Source organism: Calothrix sp. CBUCES-K 9914 (assembly GCF_059640475.1).
In genome coordinates, this window is the sequence record NZ_JBXXZH010000061.1 from 17129 (window position 1) to 41315 (window position 24187).

1 protein-coding gene is annotated in these 24187 nt (G+C 43.9%); it reads right to left on the reverse strand.

Going from position 1 to position 24187, the window contains the following annotated elements; translation table 11 throughout:
• Positions 1-153 precede the first annotated feature (153 nt).
• Positions 154-24159, reverse strand: a complete 24006-nt coding sequence (locus AC2JBO_RS16070; protein WP_496954655.1) for a beta strand repeat-containing protein — start codon at positions 24157-24159, stop codon at positions 154-156.
• Positions 24160-24187 lie beyond the last annotated feature (28 nt).

Genomic DNA, 24187 nt, shown 5'->3' on the forward strand with positions numbered 1-24187 from the left:
CTAGTGATATCGTATAATTACTGATATAAGCAAACAGCAAGTTGAATGGTGCGTGTAAAAAAGTTAATTCTGTTATGAACAAACAAAATAAATGTAGAGACGCGATAAATCGCGTCTCTACAAATCGGCAATTAGAAAATTCTCGGTAAACTATTAGTTCTTATGTTGTTTATCAACAATAAGTTGAGCCGACAGTAAGCTGAGGTCTTTGATAGTAATAAAATCCTCGCCAAGGCCAGTATCTATGTCAGTGTTAACTGAGATGGAATCTATAGCAACTAAATCGGCGCCTGAACCAAGTAGCATACTTAAGTTTTCAACGTCTTGATAGTTGATTTCACCGTTCATACCTAAACCAGTAATTAAATTCTTATTAACTACACCTGTGTTATTTTTTGTATCGCCTGAGTCATCAACATAGAGACTGTCGATACCTATGCCACCGGAGATTATAAGTTTTGCTCTAATGTCATCAACTTGTTGATTGATATTACCTACACTTATTAAATCATCCGAGGCGCCTGTATCAATGTTTGTTTGACCGGAAATATTTTCCACGATTACCATATCGATACCTGCACCTGTGGTGATAGTGGTTGATGCTTGATGGGTACTTTCGATACTAAGGATATCGCTACCAGAACCGAAACCAATGTTTAGTTGTTCAAAGTTGCCGTAATTAATTTCGCCATTCATTCCTAAGCCAACAAGTAAAGTGTCGTTGAGGATGGCTGTGTTGTCTTGAGTATCTCCTGAGTCATCAATATTTAGTGTGTCGCTACCCATGCCACCAGAAACTATAAGTCCTGCAGAGATATCATCGAGTTTTTGGCTAGTGTTTCTGACATTTACTGTATCATTACCTTGACCAAGTTTGATGATAGTTTCGCTAACGATACTTTCGACATTTACAATATCATCACCGTCACCTGTAGTGATATGACTCATATTTTGATGAGTACTACCGATGGTAATAATATCGTTACCTGAGCCAAATTCAACGTTCATATCCTCGAAGCTACCGTAGTCAATATCACCTTTCATGCCGAACCCAGTAATTAAGGTGTCGTTAATGGCGCCGATATTATTTTGAACATCACCAGATTCATTGACATTAAGGCTATCAACTCCCATACCGCCAGATACAGTTAATGCAGCAGAAATATCGTCGAGTTGTTGGTTGATATTGCCGATATTAATAGTATCGTTATCTGTGCCAAGAACCACTTTTGTATCACCAGAGATGTTTTCAACATTTACTGTGTCATAACCGGCGCCTGTATTAATTTCAGTTGCATTACTGTGAGTGCTTTCAACGCTGACTATATCGCTACCAGAACCAAGTAAGATATTTAAGTTCTCGAAACTGCCGTAGTTGATTTCACCGTTCATACCTAAGCCAGTAACTAAGGTGTCGTTAACAATGGCTGTGTTGTCTTTAATGTCACCTGAGTCGTCGATATTAAGGTTATCGATACCAATACCACCAGACACAATGAGTGTTGCTGAGATATCATCAACAAGTTGGCTAATATTGCCGACATTTATTGTGTCATTGCCGACACCAAGTTTAACATTAGTTTCACCGAAGATGGTTTCGACATTGACCGTATCGCTTCCTGCACCTGTATCGACATATGTTAATTGCTGGTGAGTACTTTCAATACTGAGAATGTCGCTACCGGAACCCATCATTATATCTAAGCTTTCGAAGTTGCCGTAGTTAATTTCACCGTTCATACCCAAACCAGTAATTAAGGTGTCATTAACAATTGCTGTGTTGTCTTTGGTATCACCTGAGTCATCGATATTGATGTTATCAGTACCAGTACCACCAGAGACGATGAGGGCTGCTGAGATATCATCAGCTTTTTGGCTAATATTGCCAACATTTACTATGTCATTACCTGCGCCAAGTTTAACGTTAGTCTCACCAGAGATGGTTTCGACATTGACCGTATCGTTACCTGCACCTGTATTGACATATGTTAATTGCTGGTGAGTACTTTCGATGCTGAGAATGTCGCTACCAGAACCCATTACCACATCTAAGCTCTCGAAACTACCGTAGTTGATTTCACCGTTCATACCCAAGCCAGTAATCAAGGTGTCATTGATAATAGCTGTATTGTCCTGCGTATCACCTGAGTCATCGATATTTAATATGTCGCTACCTGTGCCACCCGATACAATCAGTGCTGCTGAGATATCATCAACGAGTTGGTTGATGTTGCCGACATTTACGGTGTCATTTCCGGCGCCGAGTTTAACATTAGTTTCACCAGAGATGTTTTCGACATTTACTGTGTCATTACCTGCACCTGTATTAATATTTGTCAATTCTCGGTGAGTGCTTTCAACGCTGACAATATCACTACCAGAACCAAGTGAGATGTCTAAATTCTCAAAGCTACCGTAGTTAATTTCACCGTTCATACCTAAACCAGTAATTAAGGTATCGTTGACAATCGCTGTGTTGTCTTTGGTATCACCTGAGTCATCGATATTTAATGTATCGATACCGATACCACCGGAGACAATAAGGGTTGCTGAGATATCATCAACAAGTTGGCTAATATTGCCGACATTTATAGTGTCGTTATCAGCACCGAGTTTAACATTAGTTTCACCGGAGATGGTTTCGACATTAACTGTGTCGTTACCAGCACCTGTATCAACATAAGTTAATCCCTGGTGAGTAGTTTCGATGCTAAGAATGTCGTTACCTGAACCCATCAGTATATCTAAACTCTCGAAGTTACCGTAGTCAATTGCACCATTCATACCGAAGCCAGTAATTAAGGTGTCATTGAGGATGGCTGTATTATCCTGCTTATCACCTGAGTCATCAACGATAATACTGTCGCTGCCCATACCACCATTTACGGTCAGTACTGCTGAGATATTATCAGCTAGCTGGTTGATGTTGCCAATATATATTGTGTCATCATTGGTGCCAAGGTCAATTTTAGTATCAGCTACAATACTTTCGACAATCACTGTATCGTTGCCGATACCCATACTGATATCAGTTCTTTGTTGATGGGTACTTTCAATGCTCAGGATATCGCTACCGGAACCAAACTTGATATCTAGGTTCTCAAAGTTACCATAATTAATTTCGCCATTCATTCCCAAACCAACCAGTAGGGTATCGTTAAGGATGGCTGTATTGTCTTTGGTATCGCCAGAATCATCGATATTTAGTGTATCGTTACCCATACCACCCGATACAATCAGGGCGCCAGCAATATCATCGAGTTGTTTGTTGCGGTTCCTGATATTTATAGTGTCGTCACCAGCACCGAGTTTAACGTTTGTTTCCCCACCTGTTGTTTCCACGTCTACAGTATCGCTGCCAGCAGCTGTAGAGATGTAGGTAATTCCTTGGTGGGTACTTTCAACTTTAATGGTATCGTTTCCAGAACCCATTAGAATATCGAGCATTTCCAGTTGGCTGTAGTTAATGCCAGCAGTTAAATCTAGACCCCTGATGGTATTGTTGGTTAAAGTCAGGCTACTGTTATCGCTATCACCAGAATCGTTGACTGTTAAGTAATCTTGACCCTCTCCACCACTGACAGTTAGCAAGGCAGCAATGCTATCGACAGTGTTGATATTGTTCGCGACCTCAATATAGTCATTACCAGCACCAGTATCAACTGAGGTTGCGGCACTAATCGTCTTGATGAATACCATATCGGCGCCTTCTTGGGTGCCGATGTTGGTAATACCCACAGTCTTTTCTAAAACTAAGGTGTCGGCACCGATACCAGTATTAAAGTTGAGCTTGCCAGTAAAATTGTTGACCAAGTTAATATTGTCGGCGCCGGAACCTAACTGGACATCGATTTCCTTCATACCTGAGTATGTGAAGCGTTGATCAAGTCCCAAACCAAAGATATTGTTTTGACCAATATTAACGGTTTCGTTACGGCTCTTGCTTTCGCGCGCGATATCAACTATTAACTCGTTGTAACCAGCACTTGCGTCTACCGAAATCTTCTGTGTAAAGCTGGTGTCCCTGACTGTGAACTTGTCGTCACCTGTACCCAACCTAACATCAATTGCCTGGAAGTTAGTGTATTGTAGGTTCCCCGCACCTGTAAAGCCTGTAATCACACCATTATCAAGAACTAGGTCGAATGCTTCCGTCTTGTTGGCATAGTCCATCAAGATTGTGTTTTGTCCACTACCGGAGTTGACGTTAACTTCGGCGGTAATATCGGAAGCAATATTGAGTAAGTTATTACCGGAACCTAGGTTAATGTTAATTTTTTCAACCCTGAAGTAAGTAATATCACCAGTCATTCCCGCTAAACCGGAGATTCTATCTACCGTTACCTTGAGGTTATTGTTTAACGGGTTGCCGCTGTTTTCGATATTTAAGGTATCAAAGTCATCACTGGTATTGATATCTATTGAACCCGCAATGTTGTTGAGGGTTTTGTACTTATTGCCCAAGTTAATAATATCGTTACCGTTTTGCGACCTAATTACAGTGGTGAGGATACCAGTTGCTGAGTAGTTAATAAGGCTGCCATCGATGTTGATAACATCACTGTCATCTCCGCTGTTAATTGTTACACCGATACTCTTGATAGTACCGCTAAGAGTAATGGTGCTACCAACTCCAAAGTCCTGGTTATTAAAGTCACCTTGGATGGTAATTTCACCCGGCGCCACAATCAAGGCATTTTCAGCAATTGAGAGGTTATCGCCCGAATTAAGGATAATGTTGCCACTTATTGTGGTTACATTCGCTCTAATCGTCAAATCATCGCCGCTTCCTTGAGAATCACCCGACTGCAAGCGGATTCTACCACCTGCTGATACGGTGCCTGCGATAGTTAAGGGGCTATGGGTTTCTACCTGGACACCACCGCCAGCAGTTACACTATCGACAGTCAACGCACCGTAGTTGCTGAGGTTAGCGGCGCCACCTGAGATAACACTTACATTCTTAACTGAGGTTTCTAGTAATGCGTTGTCTGTACCGATACCTTGAGTTGTTTGGACAGTTAAACTTTCACCACTTAAGTCAACAACACCATCGCTCGCAGCACTGTATATTTGTCCAGTTTTGATGTTAACTCTGTTACCAGCTTCCACCTTGCCAATAGTCATGACGGCGTTTGTATCGACAGTGGAGATTGTCAGGTTTCCTTGCTTGACTGAGACATCAGTTAGGGCAATCGAATTAGCCTCACTGATGGTAATATCGCCTCTGTCTATAATTGCTGCTTTGAGTTGTTGCACATCGGTCTTAACATCAATTCCGTTAAAGGCAGCAAGTTCTAAACCAGAAGCCTTGAGGATAACGTCTCTCTCAACGAAAGCATTGTCTACAACTATTTTTTCCTTACCAGTAGTAATGCGACCACCGATAAAGCGACCTTGGGCATCGAAGTAACCATTAGAAGATACCTTTAAGTTTCGTGCTACAGTCGGCGCCCCAATTATATCAAGGTTGTCACCAGTAGAAATTTCAACATCGGTTCCAATGATATCTTTGAAGCTAATGTTGCCTAAGTCGCGCTGTGCTTTCAGGGTTATAGAGTCTGCCAGCATTGGGAATCCAGAACGCTCGTTTTTCAATAATCCTACTGGGGTGACTAATTGGATACTACCAGCTAATTCTTCCTGCATCTTGGCTCGCAGATTTAAGGATGCAGGGTTTTGCACCTCGGTAAAGTTAATTTGTACATCCTCGTACTGCGGGTTTTGGGCGATGAATTTCTTGTAATCTGACTCTGTTGTGTAAACAACCGTATAACCAACTACTACGGAATTTCCATTTGCATCTTTAGTTTCACTTGGAGCAAAAACTGTGTAAGCATACAATCCTTGTGCATTTTGGCGGGTGTAAACTTTATTCGCATCCGGTGTGTTTGGATCATCGATCACCCGGTCTTTATAGTACTCACGACCATCGTTACCGATGAAGATGTAGCGACCACTCATTTCCTCACGTACTTGGTAGCTGAGAGTATTAAGTACAGGCGCCAGTTTGAGGATATCAACTTGGGCAGCAGATAATGCCTCTAACTTGCCACTGACTTCACGGTATATCTTGGCGCCTAAAGCTAGTTCTGGTTTATCGAGGTAGTAGGTAGCATTTGTAATGGCATCGCGGTACTTGTAGTATCCAGCAAAATTGCCTTCGAGGATTTGGTTACCGCGCGCCACTAGGTTGACTTTATCTAGAGCAATTGGTTTACCACTTGCGTCAATTAGCGATTTAAAGGTTTCTGGCGCCACAATAATGCTACCTGAACCTAATTCCAGTGTTAAGTTGTTAGTTTTGATATTTGGCAGTCGGACAGAACCCTGAATAATGCCAGTTGTTCCGTAAGCAAGTTCTAAGTTCTGGGCATCAAGGGTAACATTTGTATCAATATTGATTTGTCCAGTTGCCCGCAGCTTAATAGTCTGGCTCTTAAGCACTGTATTCGAGCTATCTGGAATTATCGCAATATCACCCGTTTTACTCGTTAACTCGATACTGCCAGTAATTGCTGACTGAATACCCGCAGTTCCGATTAAGTCGCCTCTGGTGGTAACTTTAACACTACCTTGCTTGGCGATGAGGGTGCCTAATACTAGCGTTTCTTCCTTGTTGCCTTCACCAAGTCGTTCAATCAAGATATCGCCAGTTTCAGCAATTGCAGATAACGCGCTTGCCTGTTTGGCTATTTCTAAACTTACGGATTGTCCAGATTTGGTGATGACATTCTTCGCTATTACGTCAACTATTTGGTCGTTGGGTTTGAAGGCAGAGAGTTTACCATTGACCGCAGTTAGAGAAGCGGTACCAAAATTGGCACCTGCATCTACTAAACCAAAGTTCATTTGACCACCAGCTATCAAGTTAATTGCTTGACCTGCTCTATCTGTGAGCAAGCGAATAGTATCGAAGGTTATGTCCCCGGTAGTAGTGATATTAACCAGGCCACCGTCGAAGGTACTGGTGTTGATTTTTAGACTAGAAGAGGTGTTGGCAATGTTAAAAGTACCATTGCTCATACCGTCGATTGTCATTTCTGAGACAGCGGTACTGAGGTCAATATTGCCTTTTGCTGCGATATCAAGGAAGCGACCGTTGACATTGCTGCCGCCAAATCTGGTGATATTGCCTTGGACATTGAGCTTGATGGTATCTCCTGCGGTAACGCTACCAACAGCGAGGCTGCTTTGTAGAACATCGACATTAATGTTATTAGAAGCAGTGACTCTGTTAAGGCTTACGCTGCCTGTTGAGGTGAGATTGAAGTTACCACCTGCTGTCATTTGCTGGATACCGATGTTACCGAAGGAAGTTAAGTTCACATCACCAGTAGCAGCGTTAATTGTTACTGCTGAGGTAGCTGTAGGAGTAGTAGCGAGGTCGGCGCCGTTGCTAAAACCAGTTCTCAGGTTCAAAGAAACAGTGTTTTTAGCGTTGACATTTAGAGTATTGCTGGAAATTAAACCATCGTTATTAGCTGTGATGTTACCGTTAGCATCGGTGGCTCTCTGGTAGTTATTAACACTACCTGCGGTTGCAGTCAGCTGCACTGTGTTGCTATTTAACCAAGAACCTGGGAGGTTAATATCGCCCTTGCTAGTACCTGCCGTGAGGTTAATTTGACCGTTGCTTGCTGTTCCTAAATAAGTTAAGGCATTACCGTTGATGTCGCCGATACCTGACTGTAAACCTGCTCTAGCATTAATGCTGGTGCCAGCTATTACTTGTCCGCTGAGGTTGAGGTCTTTACCTGCTTCGAGGGATACTTGACCATTACCCGTTGTGCTGCCAGCCATTGCCACACCACCAAAGTTGAGGTCGGTTGTGGAACGTAAGGTGATTTGGCTCGTAGTGCTGCTCGTATTAAGTTGGCTCAGGTCAGTAACATTAACTTGGTTTGCAATTACAGTAATCGCTCTTTGGGCACTGAGTACAGCAGGCGCCGCAATGGTGTTGTTACTATTTTGACCTTCGGGTAATTTGCCCTTGATATCAGCAGTGCCAACCGCGTTGATGGAGATGGTGCCACCAACGGTGCTTAATTTCGCGCTGACATTAACATTACCACCTGCATCGATAGAGATATTATCCAGCGCACGGATAGAGTCACTACCAAAGGCGCCGAATCCTTTTTGGTCGCCAGAGAGACGGTCGGTTGTCCAAACAAGCTGTTTTTGTGTAATTTGCTTGGTGATGTAATTCGTTTGAATATCAGTGAGGACAACTTTAGTTAGTTGGTCTCTAGTTTCGTAGCGAGGACGCTTATCAAAGATATCCTGTGCTTTGCTCACCCATTGGTAGCTGAATTGCTGGCGATTGTCATAGATGTCGTTCCACTTCGATGCCCAGTGATACTGGTAGTCCATCCAGTCTTGGTAAATATTTTGAGTCAGTTCTTTACGTCCGATAACAAAGCCACCTACGTCATCACCACCAAATTGGGTCGTATACAAGCTATGAGTTCGGATATGTTGATATTGAGATTTCCAAATGTTGAAATTGGCGTGAGTTAGACCAACACGTGGCCAGCCACCTGGATCGTCATCAGAGAGGTCATTGAGTCCACCAACTCTATCATGCCATACACCGTCCATTATGTTTTCGTGGTCTGGGTTTAGGTCTGTCCAATCCCATGTGGGTACCTCATCGTCCTCCCAACCATTCATATTATCGGAACCATCATCATTATCCTGATACCATCCTCCGAGTCTTTCCCAGTCACCCCAGTACTTGAAGGAGAATGATAGTTGGTTACTTCTGACAGTGGAAGAATTTTGCTTGAGGAATTGTGTTGTGTTTTCTAAGGCTCGAATGAAGTTATCCTTCGCGTAAATGTTCTGAGTAAAGCGACCGTTATTAAATGGATCCATACCATCTCTTATAGCTGATGCTTCACGTTGCCAGTCGGGGTCTCGATTTTTCTCAGAAACAATGCTATTGCTGACAATATCAAAAACTCTCTCGCCAGAACCGCCTACATAACCTATACTCCAGCGTCCCTGCCCGTCTTCGTTTGCAGCGTGTGGTTCATTATATCCACCAGGATATCCATTTGTGGGGAAATAGTAGTTAGATCTATCTTGGGTGTAGGTAACATTTGCCTCATCTCTATAGCGTCCTACAAATTCTCCCATCGTACCTGTGGGGGCAGAAACCCATGTACCATTGGATTTTCCATCCATAGTAGTATCGCCACTCAGTAACCTACCCTCACCTTGAGAAACTACTCGCAGTACACCAAGTACATCTGCTGACATTCCTTGGGGTAAGCTGATGTATTTATCCTGCCAGCCGTCAATATTAACGTTGACGATATTAGTATCTACGGTAGTCTTCGTGAAATCATATCCTCTGGCGTAACCTAAGTGTTGCGCGACTGCATCTTTTTGAGCTTGTGTGAGATCCTTGAACAAATGATTTGCATCTGGTTTACCTGCCGTTCCCCAATTTACGCTATCGACATCGTAGTCAACACCGTTAGTAAATCCTTGTTTGTAATCCCCTCCACCAATAAATTCTTTGCGGGAAACTATACCGTTGATAGACTCGTTTTCAAAAGACTCTTGAGCTTCGGTTAGTTTCCAGTAGATATCGTTGCTAGTTGGATTACCGTTAATTGTCCGTTCTGCTTTAGCATTACTGAAACTAAAGTCATAAAGCTTGCTGTAACCCAGAGACTTGAGTACTGCATTTCTTTGAGCATCTGTCAAGTCGTTGAAGTTGTGGTCATCTGCGGGTTTAACAGCGCTACCCCAGTCAACGCTGTTAACGTTGTAGTCAACTTTGTTAACAAACCATTCACGCTTGGTTTTCGTAGTTTCGTTCCAGTAGCCATCCTGGGTGAGGGTAACATCCATCGTGAAGAACTCGCTACCTACCCGTACTTCGTCAAAGCCAACTTGCTCGGTAACAGTGGTGGGAATCCAGTTGATGACTGGGACGGAAATAGTAGGATTGTTTGGATCTTGTACCTGATAAGTACCCGTGACAACCGTTATTTCTATCGGTTTTTGTGAGAGAAATGGTGCAGCAGCAGCTTTTGTACCTGCTTGTAGTGCGGATGCTGCATCAATGCTGACGTTACCACCTGCAAGTAAGGTTACTTTACCTGCTGCATCAAGTAAACCATCGAGACTTAGGAGAATATCGCCACCATTAAGGTCAGCACGGGTGAGTACACCTTGAAGTTTGGTAGCATTCCAAGAGAGGTCAACCCCAGCGCGTACATCAATATTGGTTTCGGAGCGGACTTTTCCAGTAATAACCGCTTTATCGTCAGCATTTAATAGTACTTTATTACCTCTGAGGAAGCCATCAATCCACAGTTCACGCCCTGTTACATTCAGGTTGCCCTTGGTTTCAACTGCTGCGCGGCTTTCCATTACGCTACTGCGAGTCACGAGAACTCGCTCTGAACCTTGGAGACTAATTGAGCTACCGTCGCTATAAGTCTTAACTTTAGCCTCGTTAATAATATTGAGGTTCTTGCTTGTGATACCAATTTGATTACGGGCGCCAACCATACCTGTAACTGTGACATCACCATTGCGACTGTTAATGGTAACAGTATTGGAACGAACACCAATCACTGATGCGCTTAATTCCTGCATTGGAGCAACGGCGCCTTCGAGAAGGATATTTTCTTCGGCAGCGATGGATATAGTACCACCATCGTTAGTATCGAGCGTACCACCGCTTTCACGCTTCAGGTTGCTATCAGTACTTGATACAGGTTTGGTGCCAGCAGCAAGAAGATTACCTGTAGCATCGACGAAGTTACCCAAGGCATCAATATAGAAGCTGTTTGCATCAATTAAACGTCCTTGAGAGTCGCGGTAGCGCAATGGTCTGACAATTAAACCGTAACCATTAGCATTACGTCCACCATCAAGAGTTAATGTATCGTCTGCTTTGATGTAACCATCGACTAACAACAACCCTTGAGCTTTGATGCTGATGTCGGAACCTTTATCGATGGTTTGAATGGCACCGAATATTTGAGCATCTTTGACGGTGTTGATATTGATACGGCTAGGAATGTTATCAATGGTGTTGGTTTTGAGGAAGCTTTCCGCAGACAAGCTTAAGTCAAGTTGATTTGCTCCACCTTGAACGTTGATATTAATTTCGCCTGTCGCTTCGATAGAACCACCCCGCTTGACTAGTTGACCACTTTCATTGGCGCCCATGCCACCGATAATGATTGCATCGGTTGCGGTAACGTTGACTGTCGATTGTTTACCAGTCCAGCTAACTTGGTTATTTTGGATTGTTGCTCCTGCTTGCAACGAACCAATTAAGTTAATTGTTCCACCCGCTACATTTAACTTGCTGTTGGCGCCACTAGTGAAAATTTGTACACCTGCGTTGATGTTGACGGTTCCTGTACCTTGAATGTCTACACCATCAATCGCTGTTAACAACGCGCCTTGTTGCTGTAGCTTGCCGTCGATGCCAATGGTGCGACCAAGGTTAATTTGACCACCAGTATTGTTCTGTATCAAGCTAAGGGTTTCGCCAGTACCTTTTACGACAACTTGACCGTTGTAAATAGCGATACTATCACCTGCTTTTATTAATACTGAACCTTCGCTGATTAAATCAGTCATTAGGTTTGCGTTGCGGGTTGCCTTAATAATGACTTCCTTAGTTGCAGAATTGCCATCAGCAGCAGTATTACGAACTACACCTAAGACATCAATATCCTTACCTTGGAGGTTGAGAGTAGCATTACTTACAATGCGTCCGGATACACGCTCAATTGTTAGCTTGCCTTCAGTGGAGCTAATATCAATTGTTTGCAGACGGTTGCTTTGTTCGCCTATCGAACTATTGATAATGACATTATTTAAACCTGTGATGCTAACTTTGCGGGCATCAATGCGACTCGTACCAAAGGTCTCGATGCTGGTTTCCCCAGGAGTGATAACAGTGCCAGCTTTAAGTGTAATTTCGTCATTGGTTGTTAAGCTGCCATGTAGTTCAAGGGTGTTTTCTGCGGAGAGTGTAATATCGGAACCGATACCACCTGCAACAATATCACCTTTAATAACCCCGAACTTACCAACGTTTATCGCGATCGAGCCATTAATAGTTTCGAGTTTACCACTAGCATCAAGCTCAATATCTTTTCCATCAGGAGATGTGCCACTGTAAAGTTTGATAGCATCGTGTGCTAAGACTTTACCTGCGATATAAAGCTTGCCGTTTGGTCCGGCTGGTGCGCCGATAGAAACTACAGACCCTAATTCTTTAGCGCTTATAGTGTAAGGCAGTGAGGAGGTAAGGTCAGTTGTTAAGTTGGTAAAGCCAAGCAAGTTAGCATTGCTAGAGCCAGATTGAAGAAGCTTGAATTCATAGGCGCCTGCTAGTAAGAAGTTACCGTTGTTGAGCTTCACTTTCAAGTCGGGGTCGGTTGTCGATGGAGTGTAGTTGCTTCCGACGGTGTAGTTAGCGTTGTTAGAGCGCAATACTTTCCAGCTAGCTGTATCAATGGCTGTTTGTAAATCTGCCATCAAGTTTTCGATGGTCTTATTATCTGCTGTATCACTAGCTTTGAGGGTAACGGTTGCTTCTACCTCAAAGTCAACTTTGTTGATGTAAATCTTGAGGGAAACATTGTCGCTGAGTTGACCGTTAGCTCGTTGTGCAAAACCTGTAGCTTTAATTTCATTCGTATGTGCAGGTGCCAAGATATCGACGCGACCGGGAGCATTAAGATTAATTTGGCTATTTTGGCGCCATGTTTCCAGACGAGTGGAACCGTATAATACAATGCCCTTGCCAGAGTGGTTTATAGAACCATTAGCGGGATTTGGTTCTAACGGGTCGTTGCCACCAACTAAGTCAATTTGCTTACCCGCGCGCATATCTAGACCGATACGAATTTGGTGATCAGCTTCGATACGGATGCTTGAATCTCCATTGAAGTGGGTGACAGTACGTCCTAGATATACCCCATCTAAATCGCGAACTTGATTAATTTCGCCACCAGGTAACAATAACCCTTGGACATCAGCATCGCTACTCGACTTAATAAAGATTGAGCTATTAGCGTTATGGGTAACAAGTTCACTGGCTGCTTGAACAAATACACCTGTACCGTTAGCTTGTTTACCAACTACTTCGATGCGCTCACTTGCGAATAAATAGCCACCGGTTTGAATTGCCTGGCCCTGTTTATTAGTTGTATTGCCACCAATAAAGGCTTGTCCTTCTGCTTCAACTCGGATTTTACCGTTATTACCTGACCAGTCAATGGTTTGTTTCTTGAGTTTGCCGTTATCATCAAATTCTTGCAACAGCTTACCAGCGGATACCAAGGTACCCATTATTTCTAGGTTGCTATCACTGAAGATGTTGATGGTACCGCCACTGTTGTCAGATGCGTAACCACCTGCGGTAACACCACCTGCGGTTGTTACTAGTACACCTAGACCTCTATCATCAGCGCCGCCAATTCCGCCGCGAACTGTTACCGACCTTGAGCCAAGCAAACCTGAATCTAGATATACTTGCTCACCTGCGATAACTATTACTTCTGAGTCATTGCCTGCCCAAGTTACACCATTTTCACCAATGGTACCACCAGCAACAACGGCGCCCATGATGTCTACATCTTTCGTACCTTCGATGAGTATCTTACTACCTGCCTGCTTCGTATTTGTACGAGATGTAGTGTGGACATAGACACTTGAGCCTTCGCTATTGGCGCCACCTGTTAATTTATCTTCAGCATCAAATCCACCTTTAATGGTGATGTTATTTTGCACATCCATCATGCCTTCGTGGTAAATCCAACCTTCCGAACGCACATTCAGGTTCGAGTTTTGACCAAAGACGTTGATGTTACCGCGAATAATAATGTCGTCTTTAGCTGCTAAATCAAGGGTAGTATTATCCGCAAGGCTGGTTAATGTACCAGTTAGCAGGATACTAAATTTGTCTTCGCCAATTTGTTTGAGATAGTGGTCATTGCCTCTACTGTCAGTAGGTAAGTTACTAAAGTAGCTATCGTAGTAACTGTTTAGAGGTGTACCCGCAGATAGCAACATTTGGTCGCTAGAAGTAACAGTGCCTTTAATTACTAACTCATGAGGCGAAATAATCCGTACATCTGCACCGTCACCAGTCTTAACTGCTACTGGTTTGCCGTCAACATCATCGAAGCGGGCACCTGCGGTGACAGCACCACCAGCTTCAATTGTGACAACCTTACCTGCACCAATATTAATTTGTCCTTCTTGATCACGGGCAGCTACTATACCACCTTCCATCACAGTTAAATTAGTAGCTGCGTAAAGATTCGCTTGTGAGGAGGCGCCTTTTGCTTCAACTAAACCAGCAATCTTGGTGTAGTCGGTAGTAGTACTATCGATGCGACCACCAGCTTGGGTAATAGTAATATCGCTACCGATATCACTGATTAATTGACCAGCTTTTATATTGATGCTTTCGGTTGCCCGTAGCCAGCCACTGACTGTGATTTGTTCTGCGATATTAACCTGGAGTTTACCAGCTGTAATACCGGCACCAGGAACCATATATTGGTTTTGTCTTCTAACTACTGCATTGTTTGCTTTAACTGTCAAACTTTCGCCAGTTGCACGTACATCACCGAATACGTCTAACTCATCTGTTAGTAGGATTGTAGTATCGCGGAATTCTGGTTGTGTTGCAAATGCTTTACGAGGGCGAGTTACGCTATCGGTACCAACGCGAACGATATCACCTTTGAAGATATCACCCAAGACCATCTTGTTACCTGCATCTCGGCGCCCAATAGTGACGGAAGCAAAGCCATCGGCTAAGGCAGCTAAATCACGGTTAGAAAGTTCCATCGCTGGGATGGCATCTTCAAGGTTAAGGTCAATCAAATCTTCACCCCAAGCATTCTCAGCGGCGCCGCCTAAACGATATTGCCATGCCATTTGGTTAGCTTGGATGGTAAGATTGCCACTACCTTGTACCTGGTTGATACCACTGCGGAAGTTGATATCATCGCTTGTTAGCGTAATATTACCGCCTGCCTTACGGTTTACCAAGCTACCGCTATCGAGGCTCAATAAGGCATCAGCTTTCTTGAGGGTGAGGCTAATATCGCCATTACCCGCAGCAACTGCATAGGTTTCATTACCATCTGTGATCAAACTGCGCCAGTCGTCACTTAGTGATGTTACCCATTGATTTTTCTGCATCCAAGCAGGTGTGACGCTAACAGTAGGAATTGTTAGTCCTTTGTTAACAACCGTTGCTGTCTTTTCTAAGTTAGTAAGTTTTAAGCTATCGACTTCTTCAATTACGATATTGCCTGTCCCGTGGAGTGATGTTGCAGCAGTTAATGTTCCGACTTCTGTTAATAGGGCGGCTTTGTCGCTGCCAATACCGTTCTTCGCTTTCAATATTAAGTGGCTATCACTACCAACAATGCTAGAGGCGTTGGAATTAATAATCGCACCATCTGCGGCTATCAACCGTACCCAACCGCTGCCTTTTCCATCTTCGCTCTCACCTGTAGAAACCTTGATATTAGACTCAAGGAGAATATTAGACTTATCACCATAGGTACGTAAATCTACGTAACCATTCTGTACTGCGTTAAGGGTTTTGGTGACTGTAATATTCTTGAGGGTTTCTACGATAATCGCATCGGCATTAATCTGACTTTGGAAGTTAGCCTGGGAAGCAACGACCCTGACATCAGTGGTGCTGTTGCGAGATATACCGTTGTTGTCAGTGTTGTTTAGCGTGACATTACCACCAAAATCGAGAATATTTGTGCCATCTACCTTACCTGCTCGACCAATGAGCGTGAGGCGGTCTAAGCCACTGGTGTAGTTGAGAATCTCACGACCGTTGCGAAGCTGGTTCTGGTTGAGAGCAATTGCATCTACCATCATCTGCTCGGCGATAACCTCATCAAAATCTCCTGCCGTATCATTCAAGTTGATGATGCTATCTGCGCCGGAACCTTGCGCGCGGCCCAAGCGCACGAAGTAAGTATCGTTACCGCCTTTGTCGTCGATAAAGATAGTACGGTTGCCAAAGTCCGTAATGTTTACTAGGTCATTACCGCCACCCATAACTAGGCGATTAAAGGTCAAATTACCCTTAATTTCGTTTCCTTCACCTTGAGTGACGGCAAAACCACGGGCATTGACAGTAGCATTGAGTTGTTTAGTAGCTAGCGAGAAGTCAAGGGTATTGTTACCTTCATTGTCATTGATTCTATCAAGTGCAAAGTCATCCTCAAATAGGTAAGTATCATCACCTTCACCACCAGACAGATTATCAATGCCAATGCCACCACGCAGCACGTCATTGGCAATACTGCCAGTTAATTTATCTCTTCCTGCGCCACCTATTAACGTTGCACCTTTAAAGGTGTTGCGATATTGCTGGTATCGAGCATCTTTAGTGTCGAGAAGCCAAGAAACCGATGCATCGAGTACATCATCACCATCGCCACCGTCAGCGATACCTCCGCCAGTACCAAGGAGAATAGTATCTTTGCCGGCGCCACCAGTAATCTCAACCCCAATGCCAAATAAACGAGTTGCATCGAAGGTATCATCGCCTGCACCACCATCGGCAACAACTTTAGTTACCCCTGTAAATTCCTGATAATAATCCTCAAATTCAACATAAACTTTGTCGCCTTGCCCGTATAGGGTAAATGTTTCACTCCTATCTGTAGTGTCGCCATATTTACGGAGACTAGAGCGGCTACCGCTATTGAGGTACAGCACACCATTTTCGACTTTTCCTAAGTGAGGCTGCACATTAGGCGCCTTGTACTCTAACGTGAGCAAATTGGCTTCAATCAACTTAACGTCTAATATCCGAGTCTTGCCAACGAATAAATTCAGAGCTACAAAGGCATTGATCAACAAGTCTACCTCGGTCTTGACGTTTGCCAAGTTCTTAATACCCCCTGCTTGACCATCATTGTTGGGGTCATAGCTCCACATTGTGGCAATTTCCGAAGGATGAATCTTGCCATCACTCTCCCAGGTTTGATTTGTCACAAACCCTAACTCATCTTTAGTAAGCTTAGGTTTAGAAATGTCCTGTAAATCAACACCCATCTTGACCTTAATACCACCACCGATACCTGCTTCAAGAATGCCTAGTGCCAGAGCGGCTTCTAAACCTAAATAAGCATCAACAGTAAACTCATCCTTTTCTTTTGGCTTCACACCCTTCTGGGTAGGAATGGTAAAGTCTGTCAGGAAGAAGCCATCAAAAGCATCCAGCGGGTTCTTAGACTTAATTGCTTTTTGAATACCGGAGGTGTCGTAGCCAAAACCTAAATCAGCTTTGGCACTAAAGCTACCTCTAGCAGAAACATTAACTGTAGCTGGAGTCGGAACTAAAGGAATTACTGCTAGTAGTGCATCAAAGTCAGCGCTAAACTCTAACAAGGGTAGTTCGTATGTAAACAGTGTTGCGCTTCCCCCAGTCATAATATTCTTCCAATTGGAGATATCCTTGATGTACTCCATAATTCGGAAGCCAGAGCGAGGTGTCTTGTTTGTTCCAGAACTCTTATTTACAGAACCAGCTTGACGGGTATTTGCTGCGAGGAATTGATCAACCTCGGTGGACTGGGGAACATTGGTAGCCGCTACCGTTTGAACATTATTGGTGCCCAGCCCCATAATGCTACCTAATGGGAGCCATTCACCTGTTTTTAAGGAGGCAATTTGGTCTACCAACTTGAGCATTTGCTTGGCTTCGGTGATGAAACTCCAATCAATTGGTTTGCGACCCTTCAGCACCATGATTTTATTGATTAATCCCTTGAGGGTGGGGTCATCAGGAATAAGCTTATCTAAACCAGCTATTTTCTCATCGAGAACATCAATCAACGGCTCCATTGGTTTAAGGGCATCGCGAACTTTCTCAGCTATAGGTGTCAAGAAGTCGCTTACGAAACTACCCATGTCAATCCGCATATTACGCAGACCAAAGCTGGGAGCCATCATTTTTTGACCTAGTTTCCAACTCCAATCAAACTCTAGGTCGGCACCTATCCTTGGCAGTCCTTTGGCGCCATCTATTTCTAGGGTCATGCCGATGTCTAACTTGGTATCGACCCCAAAACTGATACCAAATAAGTCTTTAGTGCGACCTGAGAGGATACGTCCCATCGCCATCCGACCGCGACTGTCACCTTTAAGGTCAAGCGATAGCCCACCGTATATACCACTGGCTTTACCACCTGGGTTATTGTCCTTCATGTTGGCTTTAAAGAACAACAACTTACCTTCTCCACTAAAAGGAGTGATGACATTGGGGTCAGTGGGGCTACCGTCTAAGTAAGCTTTGATACCAACTTCAAGTTCTGGTTTACTACCATCTTTGTTGGTAGAAAGATAGAAACTATCTTGGAGACTAAAGCCAAAGCCGAAGTCAAATTTCCAACCAATATCGAGTGCAAAACCACCATTTATATCAAGGCTAAAGCCAGGGATACTGAAGTCAAGCGGTAAGTTTATACCTGTACCTACTAACCTTCCACCCAAATCCATATCAAATTGGATTGCGTCTGCTCCAGTTACTAAGGCGCCGCCAACCTGCCAATTTTGCATCAAGTTACCAAACTTGTCGTACCAACCCACCATTACGTCGTCAATAGAGATACGACTGTCCTTGTTGGTATCAAGTAGGATGTTGAGTTTATCGGGACCAAGAATGTTGTATAAGGTTTCACGGATAAACTCAATCGCCTTACCGTTGCCGCTTAATTTCTTACGTAGGTCACTCAATATACCCAGGCGCATATCCCGTAGGAACGAAGCCGCGTCACCTAACTTATCGCCAATCAGCGGGATATCCTGCGCTAAATTGGAACTGAGGACATCTTGTAGCGTACCTACTGCAGTATCGACGCTATCGAGAATAAACGATGGGTCGTTGATTAAGCCAAGCAGTGAGAATTGACCACCCAGTTTCGCAAACTCGCCGCGAATATCTGGGAAGCTCATGACGAGGGGGTCTTGCTGTCCTTTGTCAGCAGACTTAGCCAAATGTTTAAACAATTGTACTAAGCCTTGGTCACCATAGACTGGGTTGGTTTTAACTTGGATTGGGCTAAGTTTGAAGTCAGCACCAGCTATTTCCATCCGTACTGGCAAGTTGACATCAAAGGCACCTTGAAGTTTGACTTGTAAGTTGTCCTTAAAGGATTCCTTTCCAATGTAGAATAATCCGTCGTCAGTTAACGCACCTGCTTTTTGGTCAATTGCAACTAATAGACCTGCGTAGTCTTTGGTATCAGCCTTACCATCTGCATCAAGTACGACAGTACCGTTATCAATACCAATGTTGATTGGACCTGCTTTGAAGTCTAAATCTAGTCCAGTACCAACAAGACGGGCGCCAATTTGAGCGTGAGTACCCTTGCCTGTTTGGGCGTTATAGTCTCGTAGGAAAATCTTGGGACTGCCTTGAAGGATACTGTTCAGGTCAACGCCAATATCAAAGTTGAGTTTGGCTATCGCTTCTAGGGTTAGCTTACCACCACCTTTGAGGTCGGCTAGGGCATCAATCGCATCAAGTGCCGCCGCACCAACATTGCCAGATAGTTGCTTAAAGGTGTCTAAATCAAGGTTGAAGTCAAATTTATCAGAGAATACTGCTTCCCAATTAAAGCGGACATTTAAGGCGCCATTCGCGAGGGAGAGAGAGAATTTCTGCTGGTCAGCAGCCAAGGAGTTGTTATCGTTAATACCGAGAGCAGATTCGATAGTATTTTCAACTTCCTGAATCATGCCAGCAGGATTTTTCGCTGCGATTTCTAGCTTGGCTGCCAGACTATCGAGGAAATTAAAGGTTTCGCTTAACGAGCGATTAATAACTGGAATAGGTGTGTTGTAGAACGATTCATTTGCTAAGGAATCGCTCATAAAGTCGATACCCGCACGCACACCCTGAATAACCGTCTCAAAGCTGAGGTTCTTGAGGCTGAGGAGGTCAGATACATCGGGCATTACTACAACAATGCCTTCGTTTTTGACCTTACCACTGGCGATGGCTGCTTTGAGGTCAAATGCTTGAGTAACTGGTTGGTTTACAGTTTGTACACCAGCTTTAAACTTAGTCAGTGTAGGTACGTAAACCGATAGTTCGGCGTTCGGCGCGATGGAGATATCGCCAAAACCACCATTGACCTTGAGACCCTTTAGTTTAGCTTGGGCATCACCGTCCAACTTGAAGTAGAACGACTTGAGGAGGTCGCCACTCATTAGGTCGCTAAAACTAAAGCGACGGTCGCCTGGAGTGACTGTATTCGGGTCACGATCGAGACCAGTTGAGACTGAGGCAGCCATTCTTACCCCTGAGCCTGTACCAATTCCACCTGCTTTTAAGCCGACAAAGCCCAGTTTCGCCGCCACTTCCAAATCTGTAACTTCTAAGCTTGCCCGACCGTTGAGTTCTACATTGTCGATAAATAGATTGACACCTTGACTACCAGGAGTTGTGCCAAAGTTGATGACAAAATCCATGCGCCCATCAACACCAGCGTTAATTGAGGTTTTGGCACTGGTAGAAAGCGATGCCACATCACCTAAATCAAGTCCCAAGTTTAGCGGTTGGTTGTTCAGCACCGGTAGGTCTTTGCGGAAGCTAAACGGTATTACAAGCTCATTTTTAATTGGGTCGTAGGTTAGCGGCACACTCAACGGTAAGATACCGGAGTTGTTAATTGCTACTATTAATTCCTGGTATGTGCGGAGGAGTTGGCGCTTCTCGTGGACTACAAAGTCCTTGCCTGTAATGCTTACATCGGCGCTACTATCAATAACGAGAGTAGTGCTATTTTCTACCGACTTAACTTGGTAGGAGGCGCCGTTGATCGTTACAAACTTGCCTGCTAAATTGCTACCAAAGTTTGCACCCGATGCCGTCAACTTACCACCGCTAATTCCAGCACCTACACCCGACATCAAATCTACCCGTGGACGATAAAAATCAATCTTCGAGAGAACGTTATCGTTGATGGCAGTTGCAAAATCAAGGGCACTACCGAGCGAGAGGTCTACAAACGGAATCTCCGTTTGCATAATGTCGTATTCACGGTACTGTTGCGCCCAGCCCACCAAATCTTTAAACATCACCAGTACATCGCCAATGCCGAAGCTGCGGAAGTTAAGCAGTTTATCAAAGTTCTCGTGACGGAATTTAACGCCAGTACCGCCAAATAATTGACCTTCTAGATATGCCTTGGCTGGTGCTGCTCCACCCGATAAATCGTTACCTGCCAAAGTTGCGTACACGGGGAGGACAACATCAATACGGTTGTCGTTGGTATTGACTTTAAATTCGCTATTTACATAAGAGATGCTACCACCGAGGCTTAGAGATGCCTTACCTTTCTCTTTACCAACTTCATTGGAACCAATGCTTAAACCAACTGGACCAAAATAACCACCCAGAACTATATCATTTGCCGCAGCAGTCGCCTTGAAGGAAAGTTTATTAAGGTTAAAGTTAGAAGTAAATTTCTTCCAGTCGAAGCTAAGGTCAAAATTGATACCCAAATCAACGCCAAATTCAACATTTGCTTGACCTTCTAATTCCAAACCAAATAGATTAGCTTCTTGGTCGAGCGATAAACCGATATTTCGTTTAAACTTACTATCACTTGCATAGGATAGCGAGAAGCCACTTTGACCGATAACAAAATCAAGACCTTTGGCGATAGGTAGGGTAGGCAACCAAGCTGTTCGTAATTGTTTGATTAATCCTTGTAAGGTCTGTGGAGTACTTTGGTTAGCAGTGGTGGGGGAAATATAACCTTTTATTGAATCGCCAAGGGAGAGATAGGTGCTAATTCCTAAAATGCTATCAATGGTGGCATTAGTACCTGGCAATGATTTAGACAGCAAGCTTTCGGAAATTAATGTGCCATCTTTGGCGTATTTAGGTGTCAAGCTAGCTTTGAGGTCAATTAACTTATCGGCGCCGCTAATCAGGGCATCTTTAATAGCCTGAGTTAGGAGCATATCTAAGTTCGAGGCATTGAAGCGGGTGATATCGCTAGCACTGACAAAGTTAACTGCTACAGTTTGGTTGCCGATTTGAATCTTTTCATCGACGATTTTACCAGTGCGGTTAACTTCTATACCCAAATCGCCTGTAAATTGTAAATCAGCTCCCAGTGCTAGGTTCGCTTTACCACTTCCTTGGAGGGCATAGCGTCCACCACCGAACATTACCATCCCCAAGGTGCCATCACTTAAACCACCTTCTAAACCATCCGATAGTTTCACCGATGCCGATAGGTTTTTACCTGCTGCTACTATTGCTCCATCGGATTCACGGATATTAAATATGACATCACCCTTGAGGCTCGTCAGGTCAGCAATGCTTAATTCCAGACCTGTACCGCTGACTTGATTAACACCAGCGGCAATGGTGGTATTACTGATAGTGACATCTGCACCTGTCTTATTCGCTTGGGCAGCGACACTGCCTTTGAGGGTTAAGCCATTGACACCAACAATTGCGACATCACCTAATAGACTGTAAGCAATAGCGCTCTTACCATCCTGACTCTTCTGTAGTTGTAAGCCACCATTAACGCTACTGAGCTTGAGACCCACATCATCTTTTTCATCTAAGGTGCTGGCGCCAATACCAACGAATGCGGATGCATTAGTAGCGCTTAAGTTAATGAATTGGGCGCCATTATTTGAGGTGACATCAAAGCTAAAGTTACCGTTGACCCTTGCATAGTCAGAAACTGATAAGTTGAGGTCGTTTAGTTGGAGACTAACTTTGTTCTGATCTCCAATAGCACTAGCTTTACCAGAGAAATTGAATAAATCTATGCCAACGAGCGCTATATCTGCATTAGTAATGTTATAGCTGTAAGTATTATCAGGGTTGAGGTTAAAGCTAAATGCAGCATTACTGAGTTTTGCCCCTACATCATCTTGAGTATCAGCTGTATCTGCTCCAATACCAACAAACGCCTCGATACTAGTACCGCTGAAACTAATTTGGTTAACGTCTTTAGTAAAGGTAATAGCTTCTCCAGAAAGTCGTGCATTGTTACCTACACCGAAAGCAAACTTACCAATCTTGACATCAGTGCCACTTTGAGTGCCTGTTGCAGAAACTTGATCGGCAGTTAAAGTCAATCCTGTAACACCAACAATTGCAGCCGAAGCGTTTGACAGAGCGTATTTGTATGTCTTATCAGCGTTGAGAGTGACACTAAGTGTTGCACCCGATAGAGACAAACCTTGGTCATCTGTAGTATCGGTGGTACTGGCGCCGTTACCTACAAGCGCGCTGATATTAGTACCACTGAAACTAATTTGACTAGCATCTTTAGTGAAGGTAATCGCTTCGCCAGAGAGTCTTGCATTATTACCAACACCAAAGTCAAATTTACCTACTTTGACTAGCGTGCTGGTGTTGTCACCCGACGCGCTAACTCCTTTAGCGTCAAGAGTTAGTCCTGTAACACCAACAAGTGCAGCGTTAGCATTTGTCAGGTCAAACTTATAAGTCTTGTCAGTGTTGAGAATAACACTAAGTGTTGCGCCTGATAGAGATAATCCCTGGTCATCCGTGGTATCAATTGTGTTGGCACCGTTACCGACTAATGCGCTGATATTGCTACCACTAAAGCTGATTTGGTTAGCATCTTTAGTAAAGGTAATCGCTTCGCCAGAAAGTCTTGCATTATTACCAACACCAAAGTCAAATTTACCTACCTTGACATTGGTGCTGGTGTTGTCGCCCGACGCACTAACACCCTTAGCTTCAAGGGTTAGCCCCGTAACACCAACAATTGCAGCATTCGCGTTTGACAAATCGTATTTGTATGTCTTATCAGCGTTGAGAGTGACACTAAGTGTTGCACCTAATAGAGACAAGCCTTGGTCATCGCTGGTATCGGTGGTGCTGGCGCCGTTACCAACAAGTGCGCTGATGTTGCTACCGCTGAAACTAATTTGATTAGCGTCTTTATTGAAGGTAATAGCTTCTCCAGAAAGTCGTGCATTGTCACCTACACCGAAAGCAAACTTACCAATCTTGACATCAGTGGCACTTTGAGTACCTGTTGCAGAAACTTGATCGGCAGTTAAAGTCAATCCTGTAACACCAACAATTGCAGCATTCGCGTTTGACAAATCGTATTTGTATGTCTTATCAGCGTTG